This window comes from Rhizobium sp. 1399, from assembly GCF_031455475.1.
GTDB lineage: Bacteria > Pseudomonadota > Alphaproteobacteria > Rhizobiales > Rhizobiaceae > Rhizobium.
In genome coordinates this window covers 222,239-242,918 of sequence record NZ_JAVDSU010000003.1, presented here as the reverse complement: position 1 = coordinate 242,918, position 20,680 = coordinate 222,239, and the positions used below count along the sequence as shown (strand labels likewise).

17 protein-coding genes and 1 pseudogene are annotated in these 20,680 nt (G+C 60.3%); 12 read left to right on the top strand and 6 right to left on the bottom strand.

The window, feature by feature from the left end; genetic code table 11:
- Nucleotides 1-49 precede the first annotated feature (49 nt).
- From J2X71_RS12475 to J2X71_RS12465, 3 genes are all read left to right on the top strand, one after another.
- Complete coding sequence (locus J2X71_RS12475) at nucleotides 50-1,060, top strand: HAD family hydrolase (RefSeq protein WP_310382404.1); 1,011 nt, start codon at nucleotides 50-52, stop codon at nucleotides 1,058-1,060.
- A 96-nt stretch (nucleotides 1,061-1,156) separates the two neighbouring features.
- Nucleotides 1,157-1,960 (top strand): hypothetical protein, encoded by an 804-nt coding sequence (locus J2X71_RS12470; protein ID WP_310382403.1) that lies wholly within the window; start codon nucleotides 1,157-1,159, stop codon nucleotides 1,958-1,960.
- 210 nt (nucleotides 1,961-2,170) lie between these two features.
- Entirely contained in the window at nucleotides 2,171-2,959 is a 789-nt protein-coding gene (locus J2X71_RS12465) for a hypothetical protein (RefSeq protein ID WP_310382402.1), read from the top strand.
- Between the two features lie 292 nt (nucleotides 2,960-3,251).
- On the opposite strand, the gene J2X71_RS12460 is transcribed toward J2X71_RS12465, so the two are convergent.
- Nucleotides 3,252-4,925 carry an arylsulfatase gene (locus tag J2X71_RS12460; RefSeq protein WP_310382400.1) on the bottom strand — a complete coding sequence of 558 codons (1,674 nt, stop codon included), beginning with the start codon at nucleotides 4,923-4,925 and terminating at the stop codon, nucleotides 3,252-3,254.
- Nucleotides 4,926-5,340: 415 nt separating this feature from the next.
- Here J2X71_RS12460 and J2X71_RS12455 point away from each other — a divergent pair, with 415 nt between their 5' ends.
- Nucleotides 5,341-6,309, top strand: coding sequence for a formylglycine-generating enzyme family protein (locus J2X71_RS12455; protein WP_310382398.1), 969 nt, complete (start codon nucleotides 5,341-5,343; stop codon nucleotides 6,307-6,309).
- A 21-nt stretch (nucleotides 6,310-6,330) separates the two neighbouring features.
- Here J2X71_RS12455 and J2X71_RS12450 read toward each other — a convergent pair.
- Nucleotides 6,331-6,540, bottom strand: a pseudogene (locus J2X71_RS12450) (hypothetical protein); the annotation flags it as partial.
- 338 nt (nucleotides 6,541-6,878) lie between these two features.
- Here J2X71_RS12450 and J2X71_RS12445 point away from each other — a divergent pair.
- The 3 genes from J2X71_RS12445 (at nucleotide 6,879) to J2X71_RS12435 (ending at nucleotide 9,572) form a co-directional block, all read left to right on the top strand.
- On the top strand, nucleotides 6,879-7,184 hold the full coding sequence (locus J2X71_RS12445) for a hypothetical protein (protein WP_310382397.1): 306 nt from the start codon (nucleotides 6,879-6,881) through the stop codon (nucleotides 7,182-7,184).
- Nucleotides 7,185-7,698: 514 nt separating this feature from the next.
- Nucleotides 7,699-8,739, top strand: coding sequence for a LacI family DNA-binding transcriptional regulator (locus tag J2X71_RS12440; protein ID WP_310382396.1), 1,041 nt, complete (start codon nucleotides 7,699-7,701; stop codon nucleotides 8,737-8,739).
- A gap of 20 nt (nucleotides 8,740-8,759) precedes the next feature.
- Nucleotides 8,760-9,572, top strand: coding sequence for an inositol monophosphatase (locus J2X71_RS12435; protein WP_310382395.1), 813 nt, complete (start codon nucleotides 8,760-8,762; stop codon nucleotides 9,570-9,572).
- Between the two features lie 2 nt (nucleotides 9,573-9,574).
- Here the strand turns inward: J2X71_RS12435 and J2X71_RS12430 are convergent, their stop codons facing one another.
- Nucleotides 9,575-10,510 carry a LysR family transcriptional regulator gene (locus tag J2X71_RS12430; protein WP_310382394.1) on the bottom strand — a complete coding sequence of 312 codons (936 nt, stop codon included), beginning with the start codon at nucleotides 10,508-10,510 and terminating at the stop codon, nucleotides 9,575-9,577.
- 111 nt (nucleotides 10,511-10,621) lie between these two features.
- Between J2X71_RS12430 and J2X71_RS12425 the strand changes: the two genes are divergently transcribed.
- The 3 genes from J2X71_RS12425 to J2X71_RS12415 all read left to right on the top strand — a co-directional run bounded on the left by J2X71_RS12425 (nucleotide 10,622) and on the right by J2X71_RS12415 (nucleotide 14,155).
- Nucleotides 10,622-11,782: an FAD-dependent monooxygenase gene (locus J2X71_RS12425; protein WP_310382393.1), complete on the top strand. Its 1,161-nt coding sequence runs from the start codon at nucleotides 10,622-10,624 to the stop codon at nucleotides 11,780-11,782.
- Nucleotides 11,783-11,795: 13 nt separating this feature from the next.
- Nucleotides 11,796-12,632 carry an alpha/beta hydrolase gene (locus J2X71_RS12420; RefSeq protein ID WP_310382392.1) on the top strand — a complete coding sequence of 279 codons (837 nt, stop codon included), beginning with the start codon at nucleotides 11,796-11,798 and terminating at the stop codon, nucleotides 12,630-12,632.
- 62 nt (nucleotides 12,633-12,694) lie between these two features.
- Complete coding sequence (locus J2X71_RS12415; protein ID WP_310382391.1) at nucleotides 12,695-14,155, top strand: MFS transporter; 1,461 nt, start codon at nucleotides 12,695-12,697, stop codon at nucleotides 14,153-14,155.
- A 78-nt stretch (nucleotides 14,156-14,233) separates the two neighbouring features.
- Here J2X71_RS12415 and J2X71_RS12410 read toward each other — a convergent pair whose 3' ends face one another.
- A complete protein-coding gene (locus J2X71_RS12410) occupies nucleotides 14,234-15,526 on the bottom strand; it encodes an MFS transporter (protein WP_310382390.1) in 1,293 nt (430 codons plus the stop codon).
- A gap of 175 nt (nucleotides 15,527-15,701) precedes the next feature.
- On the opposite strand from J2X71_RS12410, the gene J2X71_RS12405 reads away from it, so the two are divergent.
- A complete protein-coding gene (locus tag J2X71_RS12405; RefSeq protein ID WP_310382389.1) occupies nucleotides 15,702-16,967 on the top strand; it encodes a glycerate kinase in 1,266 nt (421 codons plus the stop codon).
- Between the two features lie 36 nt (nucleotides 16,968-17,003).
- On the opposite strand, the gene J2X71_RS12400 is transcribed toward J2X71_RS12405, so the two are convergent.
- On the bottom strand, nucleotides 17,004-17,861 hold the full coding sequence (locus J2X71_RS12400) for a DUF1989 domain-containing protein (RefSeq protein ID WP_310382388.1): 858 nt from the start codon (nucleotides 17,859-17,861) through the stop codon (nucleotides 17,004-17,006).
- Between the two features lie 145 nt (nucleotides 17,862-18,006).
- On the opposite strand from J2X71_RS12400, the gene J2X71_RS12395 reads away from it, so the two are divergent.
- On the top strand, nucleotides 18,007-18,876 hold the full coding sequence (locus J2X71_RS12395) for a LysR substrate-binding domain-containing protein (RefSeq protein WP_310382387.1): 870 nt from the start codon (nucleotides 18,007-18,009) through the stop codon (nucleotides 18,874-18,876).
- Nucleotides 18,877-18,884: 8 nt separating this feature from the next.
- On the opposite strand, the gene J2X71_RS12390 is transcribed toward J2X71_RS12395, so the two are convergent.
- The gene (locus tag J2X71_RS12390; RefSeq protein WP_310382723.1) at nucleotides 18,885-20,456 is read right to left on the bottom strand and encodes a diguanylate cyclase domain-containing protein; all 1,572 of its coding nucleotides are present in this window, start codon (nucleotides 20,454-20,456) and stop codon (nucleotides 18,885-18,887) included.
- Between the last annotated feature and the right edge of the window lie 224 nt (nucleotides 20,457-20,680).

Sequence of the window (20,680 nt, the reverse complement as noted above, 5' to 3'; positions counted from 1 at the left end):
CTGGGATCGCAACTCGCCGGGCGCGCGCTCTGACCTTGGAGTAAATCCAATGTTTACTGTCCGTCACCTCGTCAGCTCTGCACGGATTCCGATCTCGGTTGTTATCGGAGCCTTTTTCCTCGCGGCATCCGCTTACGCACAGAGCGATCCCCTGCCATCGTGGAACGATACCGCGCCCAAGGCAGCTATCGTCGCCTTTGTCGAGAAGGTAACCAAACAGGGTTCGCCCGACTTCGTCACGGAACCGGAACGGATCGCAGTGTTCGATAATGACGGCACACTGTGGGTCGAGCATCCCATGTACACGCAGCTTGCCTTCGCCCTGGACCGCGTGAAGACGCTCGCTCCGCAGCATCCGGAATGGAAAAATGTACAGCCGTTCAAGGCGGTGCTCGAAGGCGATATGAAAACGCTTGCGGCATCGGGCGAAAAAGGCCTCTTGGAACTCATCATGGTCACCCACGCGGGAATGACGAACGACGATTTCCAGAAGGTCGTCACCGACTGGCTTTCGGCGGCACGCGACCCTAAGTTCAAGCGGCCCTACACCGAACTCGTGTACCAGCCGATGGTCGAGCTGCTTTCCTACCTCCGCGCGAACGGCTTCAAGACGTTCATCGTGTCGGGTGGCGGCGTTGAGTTCATGCGGCCATGGACGGAGAAGGTCTATGGCGTCCCACCGGAGCAGGTTATCGGTTCCTCGATCAAGACGGAGTTCAAGATGCAGGACGACACACCGACCTTGCACCGTCTGCCGGAAGTCAACTTCATCGATGACAAGGCGGGCAAGCCTGTCGGGATCAACCAACAGATCGGCCGTCGACCGATTGCTGCGTTCGGCAATTCCGACGGCGATCTCGAAATGCTGCAGTGGACGACGATGGCGGGTGCGCCTGCGCGTCTGGGCATGCTCGTCCACCATACCGATGCCGAACGCGAATACGCCTACGACCGCAAGAGCGAATTCGGCCGTCTCGACAAGGCGCTCGACGCGGCCGCGATTACCGGCTGGACCGTCATCGACATGAAAGCCGACTGGAAGCAGATCTTCAAGGACTAGGACTACGCGCCTCGCGACTGGGCGGCGTGCCAAGTCTTGTGATGAATTCATCAGACGACGGACATTCCGCCTGTCTCCATTGGGAGCATATTCGCCATGAAAATCGACCGTTTCACCACGCTGATCTTTGCAGGAAGTTTTGCGCTGACCTCCGCGGTCTTTGCGCAGGACGCGCCGAAGACGCCGCACGCACCGCTCGAAAAGGCAATTGGCAAAGTCACGCCGACAGGTCCGGTGCCGTCATTGGCAGTAATCAATTCTGCCGGGGCCAAAATCGAGAACGGGAAGCTCGTTTTGACCGGCGTCTCGGCCAACTCGATCGTCTTTGCCGACCGGCCGGTGCGCGCCGCCGGCCATGTCATGACTGAACAGTTCATTATGCAATGGGACGATGGCAAGGACAACTTCGCCATCGATCCCCCGAATGCGACTGTGTCGGTGCTGGGCGGCGACGGATCGGACGTCAGTGACGCCGTCGTCACGTTGAAGACTCCGAAACTCGACGGCACGACGCTAACATTCGATATCGCCATTCTGGAGGGAAGCCTAAGCGGTGCGACCGGACCCGCGTCCCTCTTCATCGATCACTTCGGTGGTAGTTTCGGCGGAGGTGGTTTCGGCGGGGGCAGCTTCGCTGGAGGCGGTTTCCGTGGCGGAGACTTTGGCGGCGGCTTCCGAGGCAATGACGTGCATATCGGCGACACGAACATCGACCGCGTGGGAGGAAGTTACTGGCATGCGCCCATCTACCACGGTGCCTGGTATCGCGGCGCCCCGGTCGCCGCGGGCGTGGTCGCTGGCGCAGCCATTGGAGCGGCGGCAGCCCGCCCCTACTACCCCTACTACAATTCCTACTACAACGATCCGCAATGCGGCTACTATCCCTACCCGCCTTGCTAGCAGACTGCTGTTTCGCGTCACGCAGCAAAGCGGCGTGACCCTCTCCCGGGAACAGAAAGACAAGAATGGTGAGGCTGGGGAGCCACAGCTTTGGGTATTCTGCCTCGCCAGCAACCCCTAATAGGTGTTTCATGTTGCGGGAATCCATTTCCCGCCACACAGTCCTCACTCGGAAGCAGTGCTGCGTTCAAACGAGATCGGGGGATTCTCATGAAGACCATTCACTTGCATGCGATAGTCTTGCTGACCTGTGTCTCTGCCGCATCGATCGGCAAAGCCGCGGATCTCACACCGCTCACGCCCGAAGCGAAGACGGTCGAGACCCGAAGCGGCTGGGAGTTCACGGTGGCACCTTACTTCTGGGCTGCCGGGATTTCAGGGGACGTAAGTCAATTCGGGCTTCCAGAGGTCGACATAGATGCCGATTTCGGCGACATTTTCGACAATCTCGACTTCGCCTTCATGGCTACAGGCGAAGCACGATATGAGCGCTACAGCATCGTCGGCGATGTGATCTACGTCAAGCTGGGTGCCGATGCGCACACGCCCCGCGGCATCTTCGCCGACAGCGTTGGCGTGACATCGGAAACCTTTGCAGGACTTCTCGGCGTGGGTTACGCGGTGCTCGAGGATCAGAATGGCCACCTTGACGTGTTCGGCGGCATGAAAGTCTGGTCAGTCGAGACGGATATCTCCTTCAACGGCGGACTTCTGGCCGGCGTGGAGCGGGATGACAGTGCCACGTGGGTGGATGCCGTCTTCGGCCTGCGTGGGAACTACTTCTTCACCCAGGAAATCTATCTCACGGGATGGGGTCTGGTGGGCGGTGGCGGCGCCGACGTCGACTGGGATGTTGGCCTCGGTCTCGGTTATAAGTTCAACGACACCATCTCGGCAGTCGCCGGATATCGGGCGCTGGGCGTCAACTACGAGAACGACGGGTTTGTCTTCGACGTCGTCCAGCAAGGCCCCATTATAGGTGTCTCCTTCCACTTCTAGCGCTGCTGCAGGCAGCTTGCCGGTGAACGTCGTGCTCGCTCTCTGAAGGCCTAATGTCCTGCAGGAGCCGGAAGAGCGATGCCTCCAGGAAACAGAGAGCCGCCCATGAACAGCGCGGCGGCTCCCGAGCCAGGCTCGGACGAAATCATTTTCATTAATCTCGCGGAGGCTCCTGATCCGTTGCGTACCGATAGCATAGAGGCGATCGGGGGAGCCAAGGAACTGACAGGTGAAGCACAGAGCGGACGCCACGAAGGGGGCCCGCTCCGACGTCGTTACGAAACTGCGCGCGTCAATCGTGACCTGTCTTCATCTCCCGGACCTGCTGCATGACCTGCTCCAGATTGTAGCTTGCAGGGCTCTGAAGCGGCGGGAAGTCGATGTAGGTCTCGAGATGCTTCAGCCACAACTGCTGCCCGATGGGCAGGATGTTCCAGTCATAGACATAGGCGGTGGACGGCGAAGCGATGGCACCGCCCATACCGAAGAGTGTCTTGATCTGCTGCCCGACCGAGGTCTCGAACGGGTCGCGCTTGATGTTGACGACCTGTGTCCAGGCGTACGGCATCACCCCGCCAATAAAGCCAGCCGGATCGTCGGAGACCATGGCGAAATACATCTTCCAGTTCTTGTAGCGCACAGCCGACGGCTCCTTGCCAGAATAGTACAAGAAACTGTTGCGCGCGGATGGAGACTTGCCTTCCAGGTAGTCACGCTGGTCGATGCCGTCGAGCGTGGTCTTGACAATCCCGGGATACGTACCCGCCTCGATCTCTTTCTTAAGACCATCGCCCTTCGGGCCGCCTGCGATGTTCACAAACGTCGGCAGCCAGTCGAGCGCCGAGAACATGTCGTTCTTGACCGTACCGGGCTCGATGTGCCCCGGCCAGCGAACCACAAGCGGCGCCCGCATGCCGCCTTCCCAAGTGCTGAGCTTTCCGCCTTTGAATGGGGTCGTGCCGCCGTCCGGGAATGTGATCGTCTCGGCGCCGTTGTCGGTGGTGAAGACGATGATCGTGTTGTCGAGTTCTCCTATCTCCTCGAGCTTCTTCAAAACGTAGCCGATGTTGTCGTCCATCTGCTTCATGCCGGCTTCGTTGACGCCCCAGTCCTTGCCGCCGACTTCGCCGACCATGTTCAGATATTTGTCGGGCAACACTGTCGTGATATGCATGCGGGCCGGGTTGTACCAGACGAAGAAGGGCTTGTTGGTCTTCTTCGGGTCATTCCTGTCTAGGAAGTCGATGACCTTGGCCGAGATCTCCTCGTCAATGGTTTTTGAGCGCTCCAGCGTCAGCGGCCCCTCGTCCTTACAGGATTGATTTGCCGGGGATCCGTCGGAGGATGCGCATGCGAGCATTGGGCGCGGCGGCGTGAGACAGGTCGTGGTCTTGGCGTCCACGGACGCCGGGTCTTCCCTTAGGCCGGGGATCGGCGTGTTCTTGCAAGGTGGTGCGATCCCCTGCTCGGTTGCGGTCTTGTTGATGTCGGGGAAGCTCACCCCCTGCATGGCATCGAGGTGATAGAGGTAGCCCCAAAATTCCTGGAACCCGTGTGCCGTCGGCAGGGATTCGGTGGTATCTCCGAGATGGTTTTTGCCGAATTCCCCTGTCGAGTAGCCGAGATCATACAGGAATTTGGCAAGGTGAGGCGTGCCGGCCCGCAGGTAGGACGGGCTTCCGGGAATCTCCGGTAGAACCATGCCGACTCGCACCGGCTGCATGCCGGTGATGAACGCGGTCCGCCCTGCCGTGCAGCTCTGCTCGGCATAGTAGGTCATGAACTTCGCCCCTTCCCGGCCGATGCGGTCGATATTGGGTGTTTCACCGACCGCGAGACCTTGGTGATAGATGCTCGGCTGCATCCAGCCGATGTCGTCGCCCATGATAAACAGGATGTTGGGTTTCCTGCTCTCCTGCGAATGTATTGCCGCCGTGCTCGCCAACAGGCTGCCTGCGACCGCCATTGCTGCTGTGAAGAACTTCGTAGTCCGTCTCACTTCAAATTCCTCCCTCACGGGGCCGCATTGGCGGCCAAGGTTAGTTGAAAGACAAGTCAGAGCAAAAGAGGGTTTGTCGGCGACGTCCAAGTTTACTGACCAGCAAATTGGACCAGATCTTTTCGGTAAAGACGCGGCTCCTCGGCCCGCACGGTGACCCTCGACTTGCGGAAGAGGGATTTCCACTCTTCCATCCATTTTCTACATTGTATTGGCGGGAGCAGATATTGCCCTTTGGGGAATCCGTCGGGGCTAAGAGTTGCCAGTTATGGGAGCCGTCCGCGCCGCATTTCCCGCGCCCCGCGTCGAGACCTCCCTAAAGGACAATAGGCAGCAACCGCGACCGCGTGTCATAAGATGCTCGCAGGGGGAGGTTCTAGCGATGGGCAGGACCATGAGTGCAGTGGACGCACACGAAACGGAATTTGAAGGCTTCGCCTGGGTGCCTGCCCGAACGTTCACCATGGGATCGAACAGGCACTATCCTGAAGAAGCCCCCGCCCATCCGGTGAAGGTTGACGGCTTCTGGATCGACGTGACGCCCGTGACCAACCATCAGTTCGCCGCGTTCGTCAAAGCCACCGGCCATGTCACCATCGCAGAAAAGACCCCAAAAGCTTCCGACTATCCCGGCGCGATTCCCAGGATGCTGCGCGCCGGATCGCTCGTATTCACCCAGCCGAAAACCGTCGTCGGCGCCGACATCAGACAGTGGTGGTCGTTCAAGTTCGGCGCCGACTGGCGGCATCCTTATGGCGGCCGCAGCGATATCCGCGGGAAGCTCGACCATCCGGTCGTCCATGTTGCCTATAGTGACGCCCTAGCGTATGCCCACTGGGCCGGGAAGGACCTGCCGACCGAGGCCGAATGGGAGCTGGCTGCCCGGGGAGGTCTCGAGGACGCCGAATTCGCATGGGGCGACGAATTGATCCCCGACGGAAAGCTCATGGCCAACATCTGGCAGGGTGCGTTTCCCACAGTGAGCACAAAGCCCACAGGAGCGGATAGAACATCACCTGTCGGATCGTTCCCGGCGAACGGCTACGGCATCCACGACATGATCGGCAACGTCTGGGAATGGACGTCGGATTTCTGGTCGCCCCGCCATTCGGAGCCTGCGGCGAAATCATGCTGCATTCCGCGGAATCCCCGAGGCGGCGATCGAGAGGCGAGCTTCGATCCTCGCGAGCCGGAAATACGAATTCCAAGGCGGGTGCTGAAAGGCGGATCGCATCTTTGCGCGCCGAACTACTGCCGGCGCTACCGTCCCGCCGCCCGCCATGCGGAACCAGAGGACACGTCCACCAGCCACGTTGGCTTCAGATGCGTCAAGCGAATCCTGAAGGACTAAGGCGAGGCATTCGGACAGTTGGGAGGCTGGCCAGTCGTTCGATGGTTCCTCGATCACGTCATCCGATTGATCCTCCGGGGTATCCGGGTCGCGGTCGTACGCGGCTCTTAGTGCGTCGAGTGCATTCTGGATGGCGTCAAAGACGTCCGGCGCCTTTGCGCCCTTCACCACGAATGTGTCGACGACATCTTCCAGCCTCATGCTCAAATCGTCACGCCAATCCTTGCTCATTGCCGTTCCTCCGGCTGAAGATGAATACCCCTGCAAAGAAGGCCCACGTCGGGCAATGGGCGGAATACGGTTTCGGACCATACGGGCGAGATCAGTGATCGGGAGGCAATCCGGCGGATCGTAGAACAGCTCTCGCGGACTTCCTGATGCCCGCAGTTGCGATTGCGCGTTTGACTCGGTGGAATTCGCCCTGAGGATTTCAGTGCAAAACATAAATTGAGGCCCGACGCACCGTTTCTTGGCGGGCTTGCCTCAAAAGGTGCAAGATTTGAACGAACAAACGCGGCCGTGGAGCATTTTATGTTCTATAGGGGCGATTTGCGACTAAGGAGAATGTTATGAAGAGAATTATTAGCAGTCTGTTGATTGCGACGGCCCTTATAGGCTCGGCTATTCAGCCTGCTGCGGCGCGCGATCATCATCACCACGACAATACCGGCCGTGCCATTGCCGGCGGCCTTGCCGCAGGTGTCGTTGGCGGCCTGATTGGTGGCGCGATAGTCAATAGTGGTCCTCGCTATGTCGACGGCCCTCGCTATTATGATGCAGGCCCACCGCCGCCGAGATGCTGGTACGAGGACCGTGACGTTCGTAACCGTTACGACGGCGGATATCACACCGAAACCGTCCGGGTCTGCGACTAGCGGCTTCGAGACAACCAATACCGTACAGCCCAATACCGTACAGCATTGAAGCGGCGTTGACCTGATCCTTGGTCATCGCCGCTGCCTTTCGCCCCCGGCCGGGATTGCAGTTGCAATCTCGGCCATGCTCCCCAGAATTGACGAAAGCTGTCGGCAACATCAGTTGTGACCCATCCGCCCAGGCGGAAAAATCCTCCATCTGTCATGCGTCTGCAAAGAACCGCCGTTAGTTGTCGGCCCGGGCAATTGCACGGCTGTGCGACATGATTGCACCTGTGCAACGGGCAGAGAAATGGACCGGGACAGATTCCTGAAACGGCAAAACATGGCCAGCCTCTCCGGCGCGGACCAATGTCAACTTACTGCCATCGCTCCTCTATACATGTGCTGGCGGAGACTGCCAGATCGCATCACCCGTCCTTCTGCGGCTCGTCCAGCATCAGTTTTCAATGCTGATACCGGGCGGTTTTGGGAGGCGGATGTTTTGTCGCGCGCGGGGCATTGAGGGAAAACGATGAGGGATGGTCCTGTGAATGACGGCAAGACGCCGAAGAAGGAACGAATGCGCTTCGTGAGCGCCGAACAGGTGGCGCAGCTTGCCGGCGTTTCCCGCTCGGCCGTATCACGCACCTTTACGCCGGGAGCTAGCGTTGCGCCCGCGACGCGCGAGAAGGTGCTGCGTGCGGCCCAGGAGCTCGGCTACCACGTCAACGATCTTGCGCGCGGCGTGCTGGCCAATCAGAGCCGCCTCGTCGGCATCGTCGCCACGAAACCCGAAATCGGCTTCCGCGCCCATCTTGCCGCCGCCCTTGCCAAATTCCTGATCCAGCGCGGCAGCATTCCGATCCTCATCAACACCGGCCAGACCGAGGACGAACTGCTGGCCGCCCAGAAGATGCTGATCGGCCACCGCGCCGAGGCAATCATCATCCTGTCGGGCTCGCCGCCGGCGAGCTTCTTCGATCTTGCCCAGCGTAATGGCCAGCCGCTCGTCGTCATCGGCCGTTCCGAACCGGATGCAGACCATGTGCGTGCCGGCAATTCGGAAGCCTCCCGCAAGGCGGCGACGGTGTTCTTCGAGGCCGGACGGCGCCGGCTGGCGGTTGCCGGTTCCAACACCGGTACGCCGAGCATTATCGAGCGCGAGAGCGCCTTTCTGTCGACGGCGGAAGGGCTCGGCGCCGAGGTCTTCATCGGCCGTGGCGCGGATTCCGACTATGGGAGCGGCATCGCCGCGGGGCGGGCGCTGTTTTCGAATTCTGTACGCCCCGACGCCGTCTATTGCGCCAACGACCAGATCGCCTTCGGCCTGATGGATTATGTGCGGCAGGAGGTGAAGCTGCGGATTCCGGAGGATGTTGCCATCATTGGTTTCGACGACGTTCCCGAAGCGTCCTGGCTGAGCTATCAGCTGACTACCTTCCGCCAAGACCCGCTCGTCATGGCGATGCGCGCCGTCGAACTGATGGAGCGACGCCTTGGAAATCCGGACTTGCCGCCGGGCTATGAACGCGTCATTCCAGAGTTCGTCATCCGCCAGAGCTTCAGACCCTGATTCCCTTCCGAAAGATTCCCATGCATTGCGAATTTCCTGATGATGCCCGCTTCCTACTTGCCAAGGACGTGATCCTCGATGCGGCGGGAAAGGCGCTCTCCTACTTCTCCGATCTTTCGTCACTGGAAACCGGCCATAAACTGAACGGCCAGGATGTCGTGAGCCAGGCCGACAAAGCCGTGGAGGCGATGATCCGCGACCGCATCACCGCCGCATTTCCCGATGATGGCGTGCTCGGGGAGGAGGAAGGACTGGCGGAAGGCCCCTCGGGCTACCTCTGGGTCGTCGACCCCATCGACGGTACGAGCTGCTTCGTGCACGGCATCGACCAGTGGTGCATCTCGATCGCCATCATGAAAGGCGACGAGACGGTGCTTGGCCTCATCTGCCAGCCGACATCGGGCGATCTTTTCGTGGCGAGGAAAGGCGAAGGTGCCTTTCTGAACGGCAAGGCAATCAGCGTCGACAAGGCCACCAGCATCGGCACCGGGCTTCTCGGTGTGGGCGCCAATTTCCGCATTCCGCTGAAGCAGGTGTCGATCTTCATCCACCTGCTGCTGGAGGCGGGCGGCATGTTTATCCGCAACGGCTCCGGTGCGCTCATGCTGGCGCAGGTCGCCTGCGGCCGGCTCGCTGGCTATTATGAACCGCATATCAACGCCTGGGACTGCATGGCCGGGCTATTGATGATCCGTGAAGCCGGCGGCTGGACCGAAGCCTTCCCCGGCAAGGGCACACTTTTGACCGGCGGCCCGGTCATCGCCGCAGCGCCCGGGCTAAGAGACGATCTCCTGACGCTTGTCAGCCGCTCTCTGCAGGATGAATTGGCCTAAACCTACTGGGTTGTTCGCCCAGCCTCGCTGGTCGCGGATGAACTTGATGCGATCTTCTCCGTCAGATCGACGAAATTGCGGATGAGGGCAAGCCGCGCATCGGCGCGGTGGGCGACGTATAATGGCAGGGGCGGTAGTTGGCCGGGCAATAGCGGCCGATAGACCACAGACTCCCGATGAAGCACGCGCATGGACGCCGGCACCACCGTCAGGCCACGGCCGCCGGCCACCAGATTGATGGCGGCGATGATTCGAGAAACCTCATCGACGATCCGCGGTGCAACGCCGGCAGTCTGGAAGGTTTCCATCAGCCGTTCGAATATTCCAGGCCCGTCCGTGCGCCGGTAGACGACCATATCGACACCGTGGAGCATATCGAGCGTCAGCGGTTCATCTTCCGCCTCTGCATAGGCGTGGCTGCGCGGGACCGCGACAAGCATGTCCTCTTCGGACAGAGCCCGTGCCGTCAGTTCCGGAAAGCGCTTCGCGTCGATGTGCAGCAACGCGACATCGACGCGCTGTTGCTGAAGGGCCAGAATGAGCTCATAGGTCTCGCTCTCCTCGACCACGATCTCGGCAAGCGGGAAGGCCCGGCGAAACTGCTGGAGGAACTGTGGTGCAAGCACGTGCAGAGAGGCCGAGCTTGTAAAGCCGACCGATAGCCGGCCGCTTTCGCCCTGGCTGAAGCGTCGTACAGTGTCGATCGCCAATTGCGACCTTCTCAGAATATCGCGTGCCTCTTCAAGGAACAGCTCACCCGAACTGTTGAGTGCGACCCTGCGCGGAGACCGGTCGAACAATTGGACGCCAAGCTCATATTCGAGATCACGGATCTGCTGGCCAAGGGGCGGTTGCTGGATATGCAGGCGCTCGGCAGCGCGATTGAGGCTCCCCTCCTCGGCGACGGCCACGAAATATCTGAGATGTCTGAGCTCCAATGGATACCCTAGGACTTTTGAAGTTTAAGTGTTGAACAATATAAATATTTTACATGCTGATGTCACGCCTCTAGGCTCTTCCCAACTTGACCGAGACACGGAGGAGACGACATGGCCAAGAGCAAACCGAAGATCGCAATCATTGGCGCCGGCATGGGCGGACTTGCCGCTGCGGCGACACTGCGCAAGGTCGGTATCGACGTCCAGGTTTACGAGCAGGCGCCGAAATTCGCGCGCGTCGGCGCCGGCATCCAGATGCTGCCCAATTCGTCGCATGTGCTACGCGGCATCGGCGTGCTGGATCGCCTCAAGAAGATTGCCTTCGAACCCTATTCCCATCTCAACCGCGTCTGGGACACCGGCGAGATCAAGCGCGAGCTGCCGATGCCGGAGAGCCTCTACGGTGCGCCGTTCCTCTGCATGCATCGTGCCGATCTGCATGAAGCGCTTTACTCGGTGCTTCCGCCTGAGATCGTTCATCTCGGCAAGAAGCTCGTCGGCCTCGATCAGAAGAACGGCGGCGTCAGCCTTTCCTTCGCCGATGGCACCAAGGTTGAAGCCGATGCGGTCATTGCCGCTGATGGCGTTCACTCGCTGGTGCGCGAGATCATCGTCGGCCCGGATGCGCCGCTGCACAAGGGACGTATCGCCTATCGCGCAGTCTTCGATGCCAGCCTGATGAATGGGGGCAAGATTGCGCCTTCAAGAACGAAATGGTGGGGCGTCGACCGGCACATCGTGATCTATTACACAGCCGCAGATCGCAGCTCGCTGTATTTCGTTACCAGCGTTCCGGAGTCGGCCGACTGGATGACGGCCGAATCCTGGTCGGCAAAGGGTGACGTCAAGGAGTTGAGAGCTGCTTATGAGGGCTTCCATCCGGAAGTGCAGATGGTCCTCAACGCCTGCCCGGATTGCCACAAGTGGGCAATTCTCGAACGCGAACCGCTGCCGCGCTGGAGTGATGGCCGCGTTGCACTTCTCGGAGACGCCTGCCATCCAATGACGCCCTATATGGCGCAGGGTGCGGCAACCTCGATCGAGGACGCCGCCGTGCTGGCGCGTTGCCTTGAGGCCGTCGACAATGACGACATCGAAGGTGCCTTCCGCCGCTACGAGGCCAACCGCAAGCCGCGTACGTCTCGCATTCAGGCCATCTCCAGCGCCAATACATGGATGTCGGGCGGAAACGAGGATACGACATGGCTCTACGGCTATGACGCCTGGAACGTGCCGCTCGTCGGCGAAAACGAACTGGCCATGGCCGGCTGATCGGAACAGCGCAATGTTGCAGCAAGAAACCCGCATGATGGACGGTCACTACGAGTTCGTGACCGTCTCGGATGAGGCAACTATCGCCTTTCGGCGATACGGCACGCCGGGAAAGGCGCGCCTGCTGCTGATCCATTCGCTCGCCCTTGACGGCAGCATCTGGACGGATGTTGTCAACGGATTGAAGGCGCGGGCCGAGATAATCTGTATCGACTGCCGCGGGCATGGCTGGAGCAGTCGCGCGCCCCTTTCCCACGCAATCGAACGCTACGCCGATGACATTGCAGAGGTTCTTGACAAGGTCGGCTGGGACAAGGTGATCGTTGCGGGTTGTTCCATGGGCGGCTGCATCGCTCAGGCTTTTGCCGCCCGCCACCCGAAACGGGTGTCGGCAATGACCCTTATCGATACCACGGCCTGGTATGGGGAAAAGGCACCGCAGGAATGGCGGGAACGGGCTCAGAAAGCGCGGGCCCAAGGCCTCGCCTCGATGGCCGCCTTCCAGGCAACCCGCTGGTTCGGCGACCGCTTCAGGGCGGAAAATCCGCGCAAGATCCAGGAGATGATGGAGATCTTTGTCCGCAACGATGTCGATGCCTATGAGGCGACCTGCACCATGCTCGGCAATGCCGATCTTCGCAGTGCGCTTTCCGGTTTTCATTTCCCGGTCTCCGTCATTGTCGGCGAAGAAGACTACGCGACCCCGGTCGAGAGTGCCCGCCAGCTTGCAAAGGCAATCCCCGGGGCGTCCCTGACGATCCTGCCGGGCGCCCGGCATCTGACGCCAATTGAATGCAGCGATGTCATCGCAGAGGCGATCGCCAAGATGATTGAAGCTGCCGCCCACTAGGGCGAAGCCGGCGGCAGGGGGCGCCGCCGGCGTGTTGAACCGTGCTGATCTGGGAGGATGATATGCACGATAACAATAGCATACTGGTTGCCGGCCCGGTTGCAGGCGAGGTCTCGCATGACGACCCGCAGCAGACGCGGTTGGCTGGCCGCGCCGCGGTTTTGACTGCACGCTTCGAAGCGATCCCCTTTACGCCCTGGCACCGCCGGGCACGTATCATCATGGGCAGCGCTACATTCCTCGATGCCTTCGATGCTCTTTCGCTGGCCTTTGTTCTGCCGATCCTGATCAAGCTCTGGGCACTGACGCCGGCTCAGATCGGCTGGATGATTGCGGCAAGCTACATCGGCCAGCTCGTCGGCGCCCTTCTCTTTAGCCGCCTAGCGGAGACGCTCGGCCGCGTTCACATGGCCGCATCCGCGACAGCGCTGATGTCGGCCATGAGCCTCGCCTGCATATTGGTGGGCGATTTCCAGATGCTGTTCATTTGCCGACTGATCCAGGGTATCGGGGTCGGCGGCGAAATGCCCGTCGCGGCCACCTATATCAGCGAGCTTTTGCGCGCCAAGGGTCGCGGGCGCAATTTCATGCTCTACGAGTTGATCTTTCCGATCGGCCTGATGGTGACCGGCCAGGTCGGCACATTGATCGTGCCGGTCTTCGGCTGGAAATCACTGTTCCTGCTTGGCGGGATTCCCGGTCTGCTGATTGCCTATCTCCTCTATCGGCTGCCGGAATCACCGCGCTGGCTGATCGGCCAGGGCCGGCTCGACGAAGCCGAAAAAGTGATCCGCCAGGCCGAGGAAAGTGCACGGCGCAAGGATCCCGGCTATTCCTTCGACGATCGCGCCTATAACGAAGCGACGCTGGCGCTCGGCGGTCAAAGCCAGGCCGCTGCACCGCGGACACGCAGCCGCTGGCGGGAACTGTTGTCTCCGACCTTCCGCATGCGCACCATCGTCGCCTGGATCCTCTGGGCAAGCTCGTTCTTTGTCGCCAACAGCCTCAACAACTGGATGCCGACGCTCTATCACACCGTCTATTCGCTGGAACTCGGCAGTGCGCTGCGGGCAGCCTCGATGACTAATGTCGCACAGGTCGTCATCCTGCTCGCCTGCGCCTTCTGCATCGACCGTATCGGGCGACGCACCTGGGCTGTCGTCTCGTTCCTCGTCGGTGCCGTTCTCTTGGCCGCACTCGCCGCCGGTGGTGCGAGCAGCCTCTGGTCGCTCATTCTGCTGGCCACACTTGCCTATGGCGTCGTCGGCTCCGTCAACGCCGTACTCTACCTCTATACGCCGGAAATCTACCCGACGCGCATGCGCGCGGTCGGAACAGGCCTTGCGACATCATGGCTGCGTATCGCCTCGGCCGTCGGTCCGACGACGGTCGGCTACATGGTCGGCGCGCAAGGCATCAAGTCGGTCTTCATCATGTTCGGGATCGTCGCCGTTATCGGCGCGCTTGCGGCAACGCAGATGATCGAGACCGGTGGACGCAAGCTTGAGGAGATTTCCTCCTAACTCATGCCCCGTCCGGAAGCATTCGCGGAAAGAAGCCCCGGTAACCTTTGATGCCGGGGCTTCGATGTCTCCAAGGCCTCAGGCGCCGCGCAGCACGGCATCATGCTCCTTGCGCGCGATCACCGTAGCGACGACAAAGACGAGCAGGGCGCCGACCGCAAGGCTGACGGCCAGAAAGAACATCGGCGCAATCGTGCTGCCGGTTTCGTCCTTGATCCAAGGCACGACGTTTTGAGCGACGAAGCCGCCGAGATTGCCGACCGAATTGATGGCTGCGAGGCCCGCCGCAGCACCCGCACCTTTGAGAAAGCGAGATGGCAGGCTCCAGAAGACCGGCTGTGGTGCGAAGATGCCGGCCGCGGCAATGCACAGGAAGATGAACTGCAGCGTGTTGTTCGGAACAAGCGCCGAGAGCAGCAGGCAGGCCGCACCGACGAAGGCAGGAATGACAATATAAGGCGTCTTCGCCTTCGCCTTGTCGGCGGCAGTCGGCACCGCCCAGAGCGCAATCGCCACGAGTACCCACGGGATGATGTTGAGCAAGCCGTTCACAGTGTTGCTGACGCCGAAGGCTTTCACGATGGTCGGCAGCCAGTAGCTGAGACCATAGGCGGCAAGCGGGAAGGCGATGTAGCAGAGCGCCATCAACAGGACACGGGGGTCGATGAGTGCCTTGAAGCCGTTCTCGGCATTGTGATCCATGCCGGAATTTTCCGACGCGAGGCGGTCTGTCAGCCAGCCCTTCTCCTCGTTGCTGAGGAACCTCGCGTTTTCGGGGCGGTCATAGAGATAGAAGAAGGTAACGACACCAGCAATGACGGCCGGAATGCCTGTCGCCAGAAAGACCCATTGCCAGCCGGCATGGCCGAGGAAGCCGTCGAGATCGAGCAACATGCCTCCAACAGGCGCGCCGACGGCATTGGCAAGTGCGCTGAAGATCATGAAGAGACCCACCATGCGGCCGCGATAATCCGAGGGGAACCAGAGCGTCAAAAGATAGAGGACGCCCGGAAAGAAGCCTGCCTCGCAGACGCCAAGCAGGAAACGCAGGATGTAAAACATTGTCGCATTCTGCGTATAGGAGAGCAGGATGGTAACGATGCCCCAGGATACGAGAATGCGGGCGAACCAGACGCGTGCGCCGAACCTGTCGAGGAATAGGTTGCTCGGTACTTCAAAAAGGAAGTAGCCGATAAAGAAGAGCGAGGCGCCAAGGCCATAGGCATATTCGCTCATGCCGAGCGCACCGACCATTTCCAGCTTGGCGAAGCTGACATTCTGACGATCGATATAGGCAATGAGGTAAAGGATTCCGAGGAATGGCATGAGCCGCCAGGTAATCTTCGAGATCAACTGCTGTTCGTTGACCATTGCAAATTCTCCAAATGATTGTTGCTTTTCTCGCCAATAGATAGCCACCTCCGGACGATTATCAATCACACCGAACGGATGGGGACGGCTCCTGCATTGACAAGCGATATGTCGACAGCCATGCCTAGGAGCGTGGAAAGCCATCCTTTCTGCCCGTGTCTCCAGAGAGATCATCATGTCCATGCCCTCCCCCCGCGATTTCCTGACTTCGCTATTTTCCGCCGCCGTGCGCGCCGCCGATCCGCTGACAGGTATTACCGCGCATTTGCCGGAGAAACCTGATGGCAGGACAGTCGTAATCGGCGCCGGCAAGGGGGCCGCGCAGATGGCACGCGCGCTGGAAAGCGTGTGGGACGGACCGCTCGAAGGCGTGGTGGTCACCCGCTATGGCTACGGTTGCGCGACCGATCATATCGAGATCATTGAAGCTGCTCATCCGGTTCCCGATGCCGCCGGCCTTTCCGCCTCCAGACGACTGATGGAAACCGTCGCCGGCCTGGGTGAAAACGATCTCGTCATCGCGCTGATCTGCGGCGGCGGCTCGGCGCTCCTGCCTTCCCCACCCGAAGGGCTGACGCTGCAGGACGAGATCCTCTTGAACGAGTTGCTTCTTGCTTCTGGCGCACCGATCTCGGCCATGAACGTCGTGCGCAAACACCTCTCCACCATCAAGGGCGGGCGGCTGGCGGCTGCGACCAAGGCCCGCGTCGTCAGCCTGATCGTCTCTGATATTCCCGGCGACAATCCCGCCCATGTTGCCTCAGGCCCGACCGTTCCCGACGGTTCGACCCGGCACGATGCGCTCGAGATCATCAAGCAGTACAGCCTCAAGCTGCCGCAGGCGGCTATCGATCATCTGAACTCCCCAAAGGCCGATGCGCCACGGCCGGACGATCCGGCCTTTGCCGGCCATGAGCACTACATCATCGCATCGGCCGGCGTATCGCTGGAGGCAGCCGCCGAACTTGCACGTTCGCAGGGAATCACACCGGCGATCCTGTCGGATTCTGTCGAAGGGGAATCGCGCGACGTGGCGCTGGTACATGCGGCGATCGCTCGCGAGGTCGCCGGCCGCGACCGGCCTTTCACGAAGCCGACCGTCATTCTCTCCGGCGGGGAGACGACGGTGACACTGCGTGCCAAGGGCGGCAAAGGCGGCCGCAACGGTGAATTCGCGCTGGCGCTCGCATTGGCAATCGACGGGCACAACACCATCCATGTGCTTGCCGCCGACACCGACGGCATCGACGGCTCGGAAAACAATGCCGGCGCATTTTCCGACGGCGGTACCGTCAAGCGACTGCGCGCCGCCGGCTTCGACCCGCGCCGCGTGCTCGACGGCAATGACAGCTATTCCGGCTTCAAGGCGATCGGCGACCTCTTCGAAACCGGCCCGACCGGCACCAACGTGAATGATTTCAGGGCAATCCTGATCGTCTGACAACTCTTCTATGAAAGGGCCGCGCGACTTACCGATTTATCGATGCGTCCTCGGATAGGGATTTCGCTCCGGCGGCGTCCAGTTGGCGAGTGTCGCGGGATCGGGCTTCCATATCTCGACCTTCAACGGATAGCATGCGGCCATATCGCTGGAATGGCTTGCGCCGCAATCGCCACCTGGGCAGGCTGATAAGGCGCCGAGAAGATCGATCTCCGCAAAGAATTCGATGAAATCTCCCGGCCTGACGGGGCTGGCCTTCATGAAATACTGATGCGTGTCCCTGGTGAAGCCGGTGCACATGAAGACGTTGAGCACGTCATGCACATGCATCTCGGCCTGCTCGAGCGGCATGCCGCTGTCGGCAGCGAGCGCCCGCGTCAGGTTCGAATGGCAGCAATGGTGGTAGTCGCTACCCTTCAGCAATCGGTTCGTATAAGGATCGCAGCGCGTGCCGATGACATCATGAATGCCGGCACCGTCGTCATCCCAGCCATACCAGCCGAGGCTGTCATAGGTGATCGTCGCCATAGGGCGCAGATACGGCAATGTGCCCCAGAGACGATCGCCGACACCGACATGGGTTGCGTGCAGAGCCCGTGTCTTGCCGCTGAAAAACCGTTCGGTGAGATTGGCAGCGTTCCACAGATTGAGGTCACCGACCTGCGGACCGTCGATGCTGACGATGCGAAAGAAATGCCCCTGTGGAACGTGGAAGCTGCCTGCCTCGCGCGGTGGCACGATCACCTCGCTGACCTTCGTCAGCGTTTGACGGGCGGCCTCGAGCAGACCGAGATCGGCAGACGGCAGCGTTTCGACGGGATAGACGACCACGGGCGGTGCTGACCGCCGCTCGGCTGCGTCAGATGGAATTGGCACTATCGACTTCTTCGACATCCGGTTAGTTCCGCTCCGCTGGCGATCTTCCGGTGCTGCGCCCGGTGACACGCAATAAGTCGCCGAGCACTCTTAGCGAGGTTGCGCCATTGGGCAACCGAGATGTTTCTTGCCCTATGGGCAAGTTTTGCTTAGTCATCCTGACATGAGAAACCTTCCCCTCGCATCACTGCGGGCATTCGAAGCCGCCGCACGCCACGAAAGCTTCGTCCGGGCGGCTGCCGAACTGAACCTGAAACCGGCCGGCATCAGCCAGCACGTGAGGGCGATGGAGAATTGGCTCCGCATCCCCATGTTTTTGCGTCATAGCCGGGGCGTGACGCTGACAGCCGCCGGCAGGGAATTCGGCGCGGCCGTCACGCATGCGTTGGCGCATATCGAAGTCGCCGCCGGGCAGTTGAGGCTGGAAGCAAACAGCCGCCCGGTCAGCGTTGCGTGCATTCCCTCGATGGCAGTGCGATGGCTCATTCCGCAGCTGCCGAGACTGAGAGTTGCTTATCCTGATATCAGGATCAACATCGTCTATGCGCTCGATGCCAGGACGCCCGAAGCGGCAGTTGCCGATCTCCTGGTCTGCCACGGCGTGCGACCAGGCCCCGGCGCCATCAAGCTCCTGGATGCAGCAACCAGACCAACCTGTTCTGCGGAATTCCTCGCCCGGCATGGCCCCTTTCACAAGCCAGCTGACCTGCTTGCCTGTGAAATCCTGCATGACGAGACGATCGATGCCTGGGCGCGCTGGTTGTCAGGCGTCGGCATCAATTCCGCACCGAAGGCCGGACCTGTTTTTGCCGACTTCAATCTCATGATCGGCTCGTTGATCAGCGGCCAGGGTATCGGACTTTGCCCAACCGCGCTGATCGCAGAGGAGATCGCGGCAGGTTCGCTCGTCTCCCTCTTCGAGAGGGCTTCCGATATGGACAAGGCCTACTGGCTCATCGAGGCAAAGGGCCTCTCGCGCGAGGCAAGAACGTTTCGCGATTGGCTGCTTGCAGCAAGGCAGGACGAGAGCTGACGGACCGATCAGGCTTTGGCCCGCTTCGGAACAGACAGATCCTGAAGTGTCATGCGCCAGATGTTGCGACCATCGGCCTTGGCGCGATAGAGCGCCCGGTCCGCCTCCTGCATGAGCGCTTCGTGGTCCACTCCGTCAGCTGCAGCAATGCCGACGCTGATGCCGAGGCGGATGGCAAGACCATTGATGGTAAAAGGCTGCTCGAAGGCGCCGATGCAGCGCTCGGCGAGATCAATCGCTTCGCCTCTTTCTCCCGTCATCAGGATTGCGAATTCATCGCCCCCGAGCCGGGCGACCAGATGACCTCGCGCATGCATCTGCAGCCGATTGGCAACATTTTTCAGCACTTCATCCCCGGCAGCATGGCCAAACGTGTCATTGACGGGCTTGAACCCATCCAGATCCAGACAGCAGATGATGACCTTTTCCCGGTCCTCCGATGCAAGGGCTTTTTCGAGCGCTTTGTAGAATTTCATCCTGTTTGGCAGACCTGTGAGAATGTCGTGATGCGCCAAACGATTGGCTTCAGTCTCGGCAAGAATTCTGTCGCTGACATCGGCCACGGTGAGCAGCAGCCGATGCTCGGCCCCTTCGTGGAGCTGACGAACATAGATCAGCACGTGGCGCTCCGATCCGTCCCGCGTTGTCTGTCGCCAGATCGTTCGCGCATCACAGTCACCGTCGAGATGAAGGAGGACTTTCTCGAATGCCTGGAGTTCGCCGTCGACATGCATGTCGCAGGCTCGCTTCGACAGTAGCGTCGCAGGTTGGAAGCCATAGAAATCAACAGCTGCCTGGTTGGCCTGCAGAATGGTAAGACTATCGCCATCGCACAAAAGCATGGGCATGGGGTTGGCGTTGAACAATTGGCGAAGCCAGTCTTCCCGCTGTTTGAGGCCGGTAATATCGATGCGCATGCCGATCGCGCCGCCGTCGGGCGTGCGCCGGTCGTCGTGGCGCAGCCACCGGCCATCCCGCAGCTGCTGCTCTTCTTGCGAAACAGGCTGACGAAATTTCTGCATGCGGGCTCTGAACCACGCCTCCTTGTCCTCGACGAGCTCGCACATCCCGTCGCCGGCGAGACTGGTCCTCAATATATCCTCAAAGGCGACACCGGGCCTGAGATGCTCGGCTATATCAGCGTAAAGCTCGGCATATTTCTGGTTCCAGAGAACATAGCGGTCGTTGGCGTCGAACACGCAGACCGCCTCCGGCAGCATCTCGATGACATAGCGCAGGCGCAGATTGGCCTCGCGCGCCGCATAACCAGCAGGACGCTCGTCATCCACCGGCTCGAGGAAAGCAGCCGTGACCGTCTCCGTGCCAGTAGGCCAGCTCACGACCTGTACGCGGCATAGCCGACGATGACCGGAATGATCGCTGATGAAGGCAGTGGAGACACCCGAGAGCAACGGCCATTCCGGCATGAGTTCGGTAATACCTACGCCGTGAGCCCGGTCTTCAAGATGGAGGAGATGCGCGGCTTCGGCATTGGCAAAGATGACGTGACCGGTGGTGTCGAGCACGATCACCGCCATCGGACATGCCTCCAGGAATGCAAGGATCTCGGCACCAAGCATCATTAGTCCAACCGTAAAGTCGCTTCAGCAGATCTTTCGGATGTGACTTTAACAGCGGAACGTAAAGGAATGTAACCAAGCCTCACAGTGCGAGCATTTCATACACACTCCGAAGCAAGACAAGGTTTGTCGAAAGTTAACAGAAGATCCTGATGTAATGTTCCACGACGAAATGGCTTGGGTATTGCATTGGCTTCACTGCTCTGCCCTCACCACATCACAAC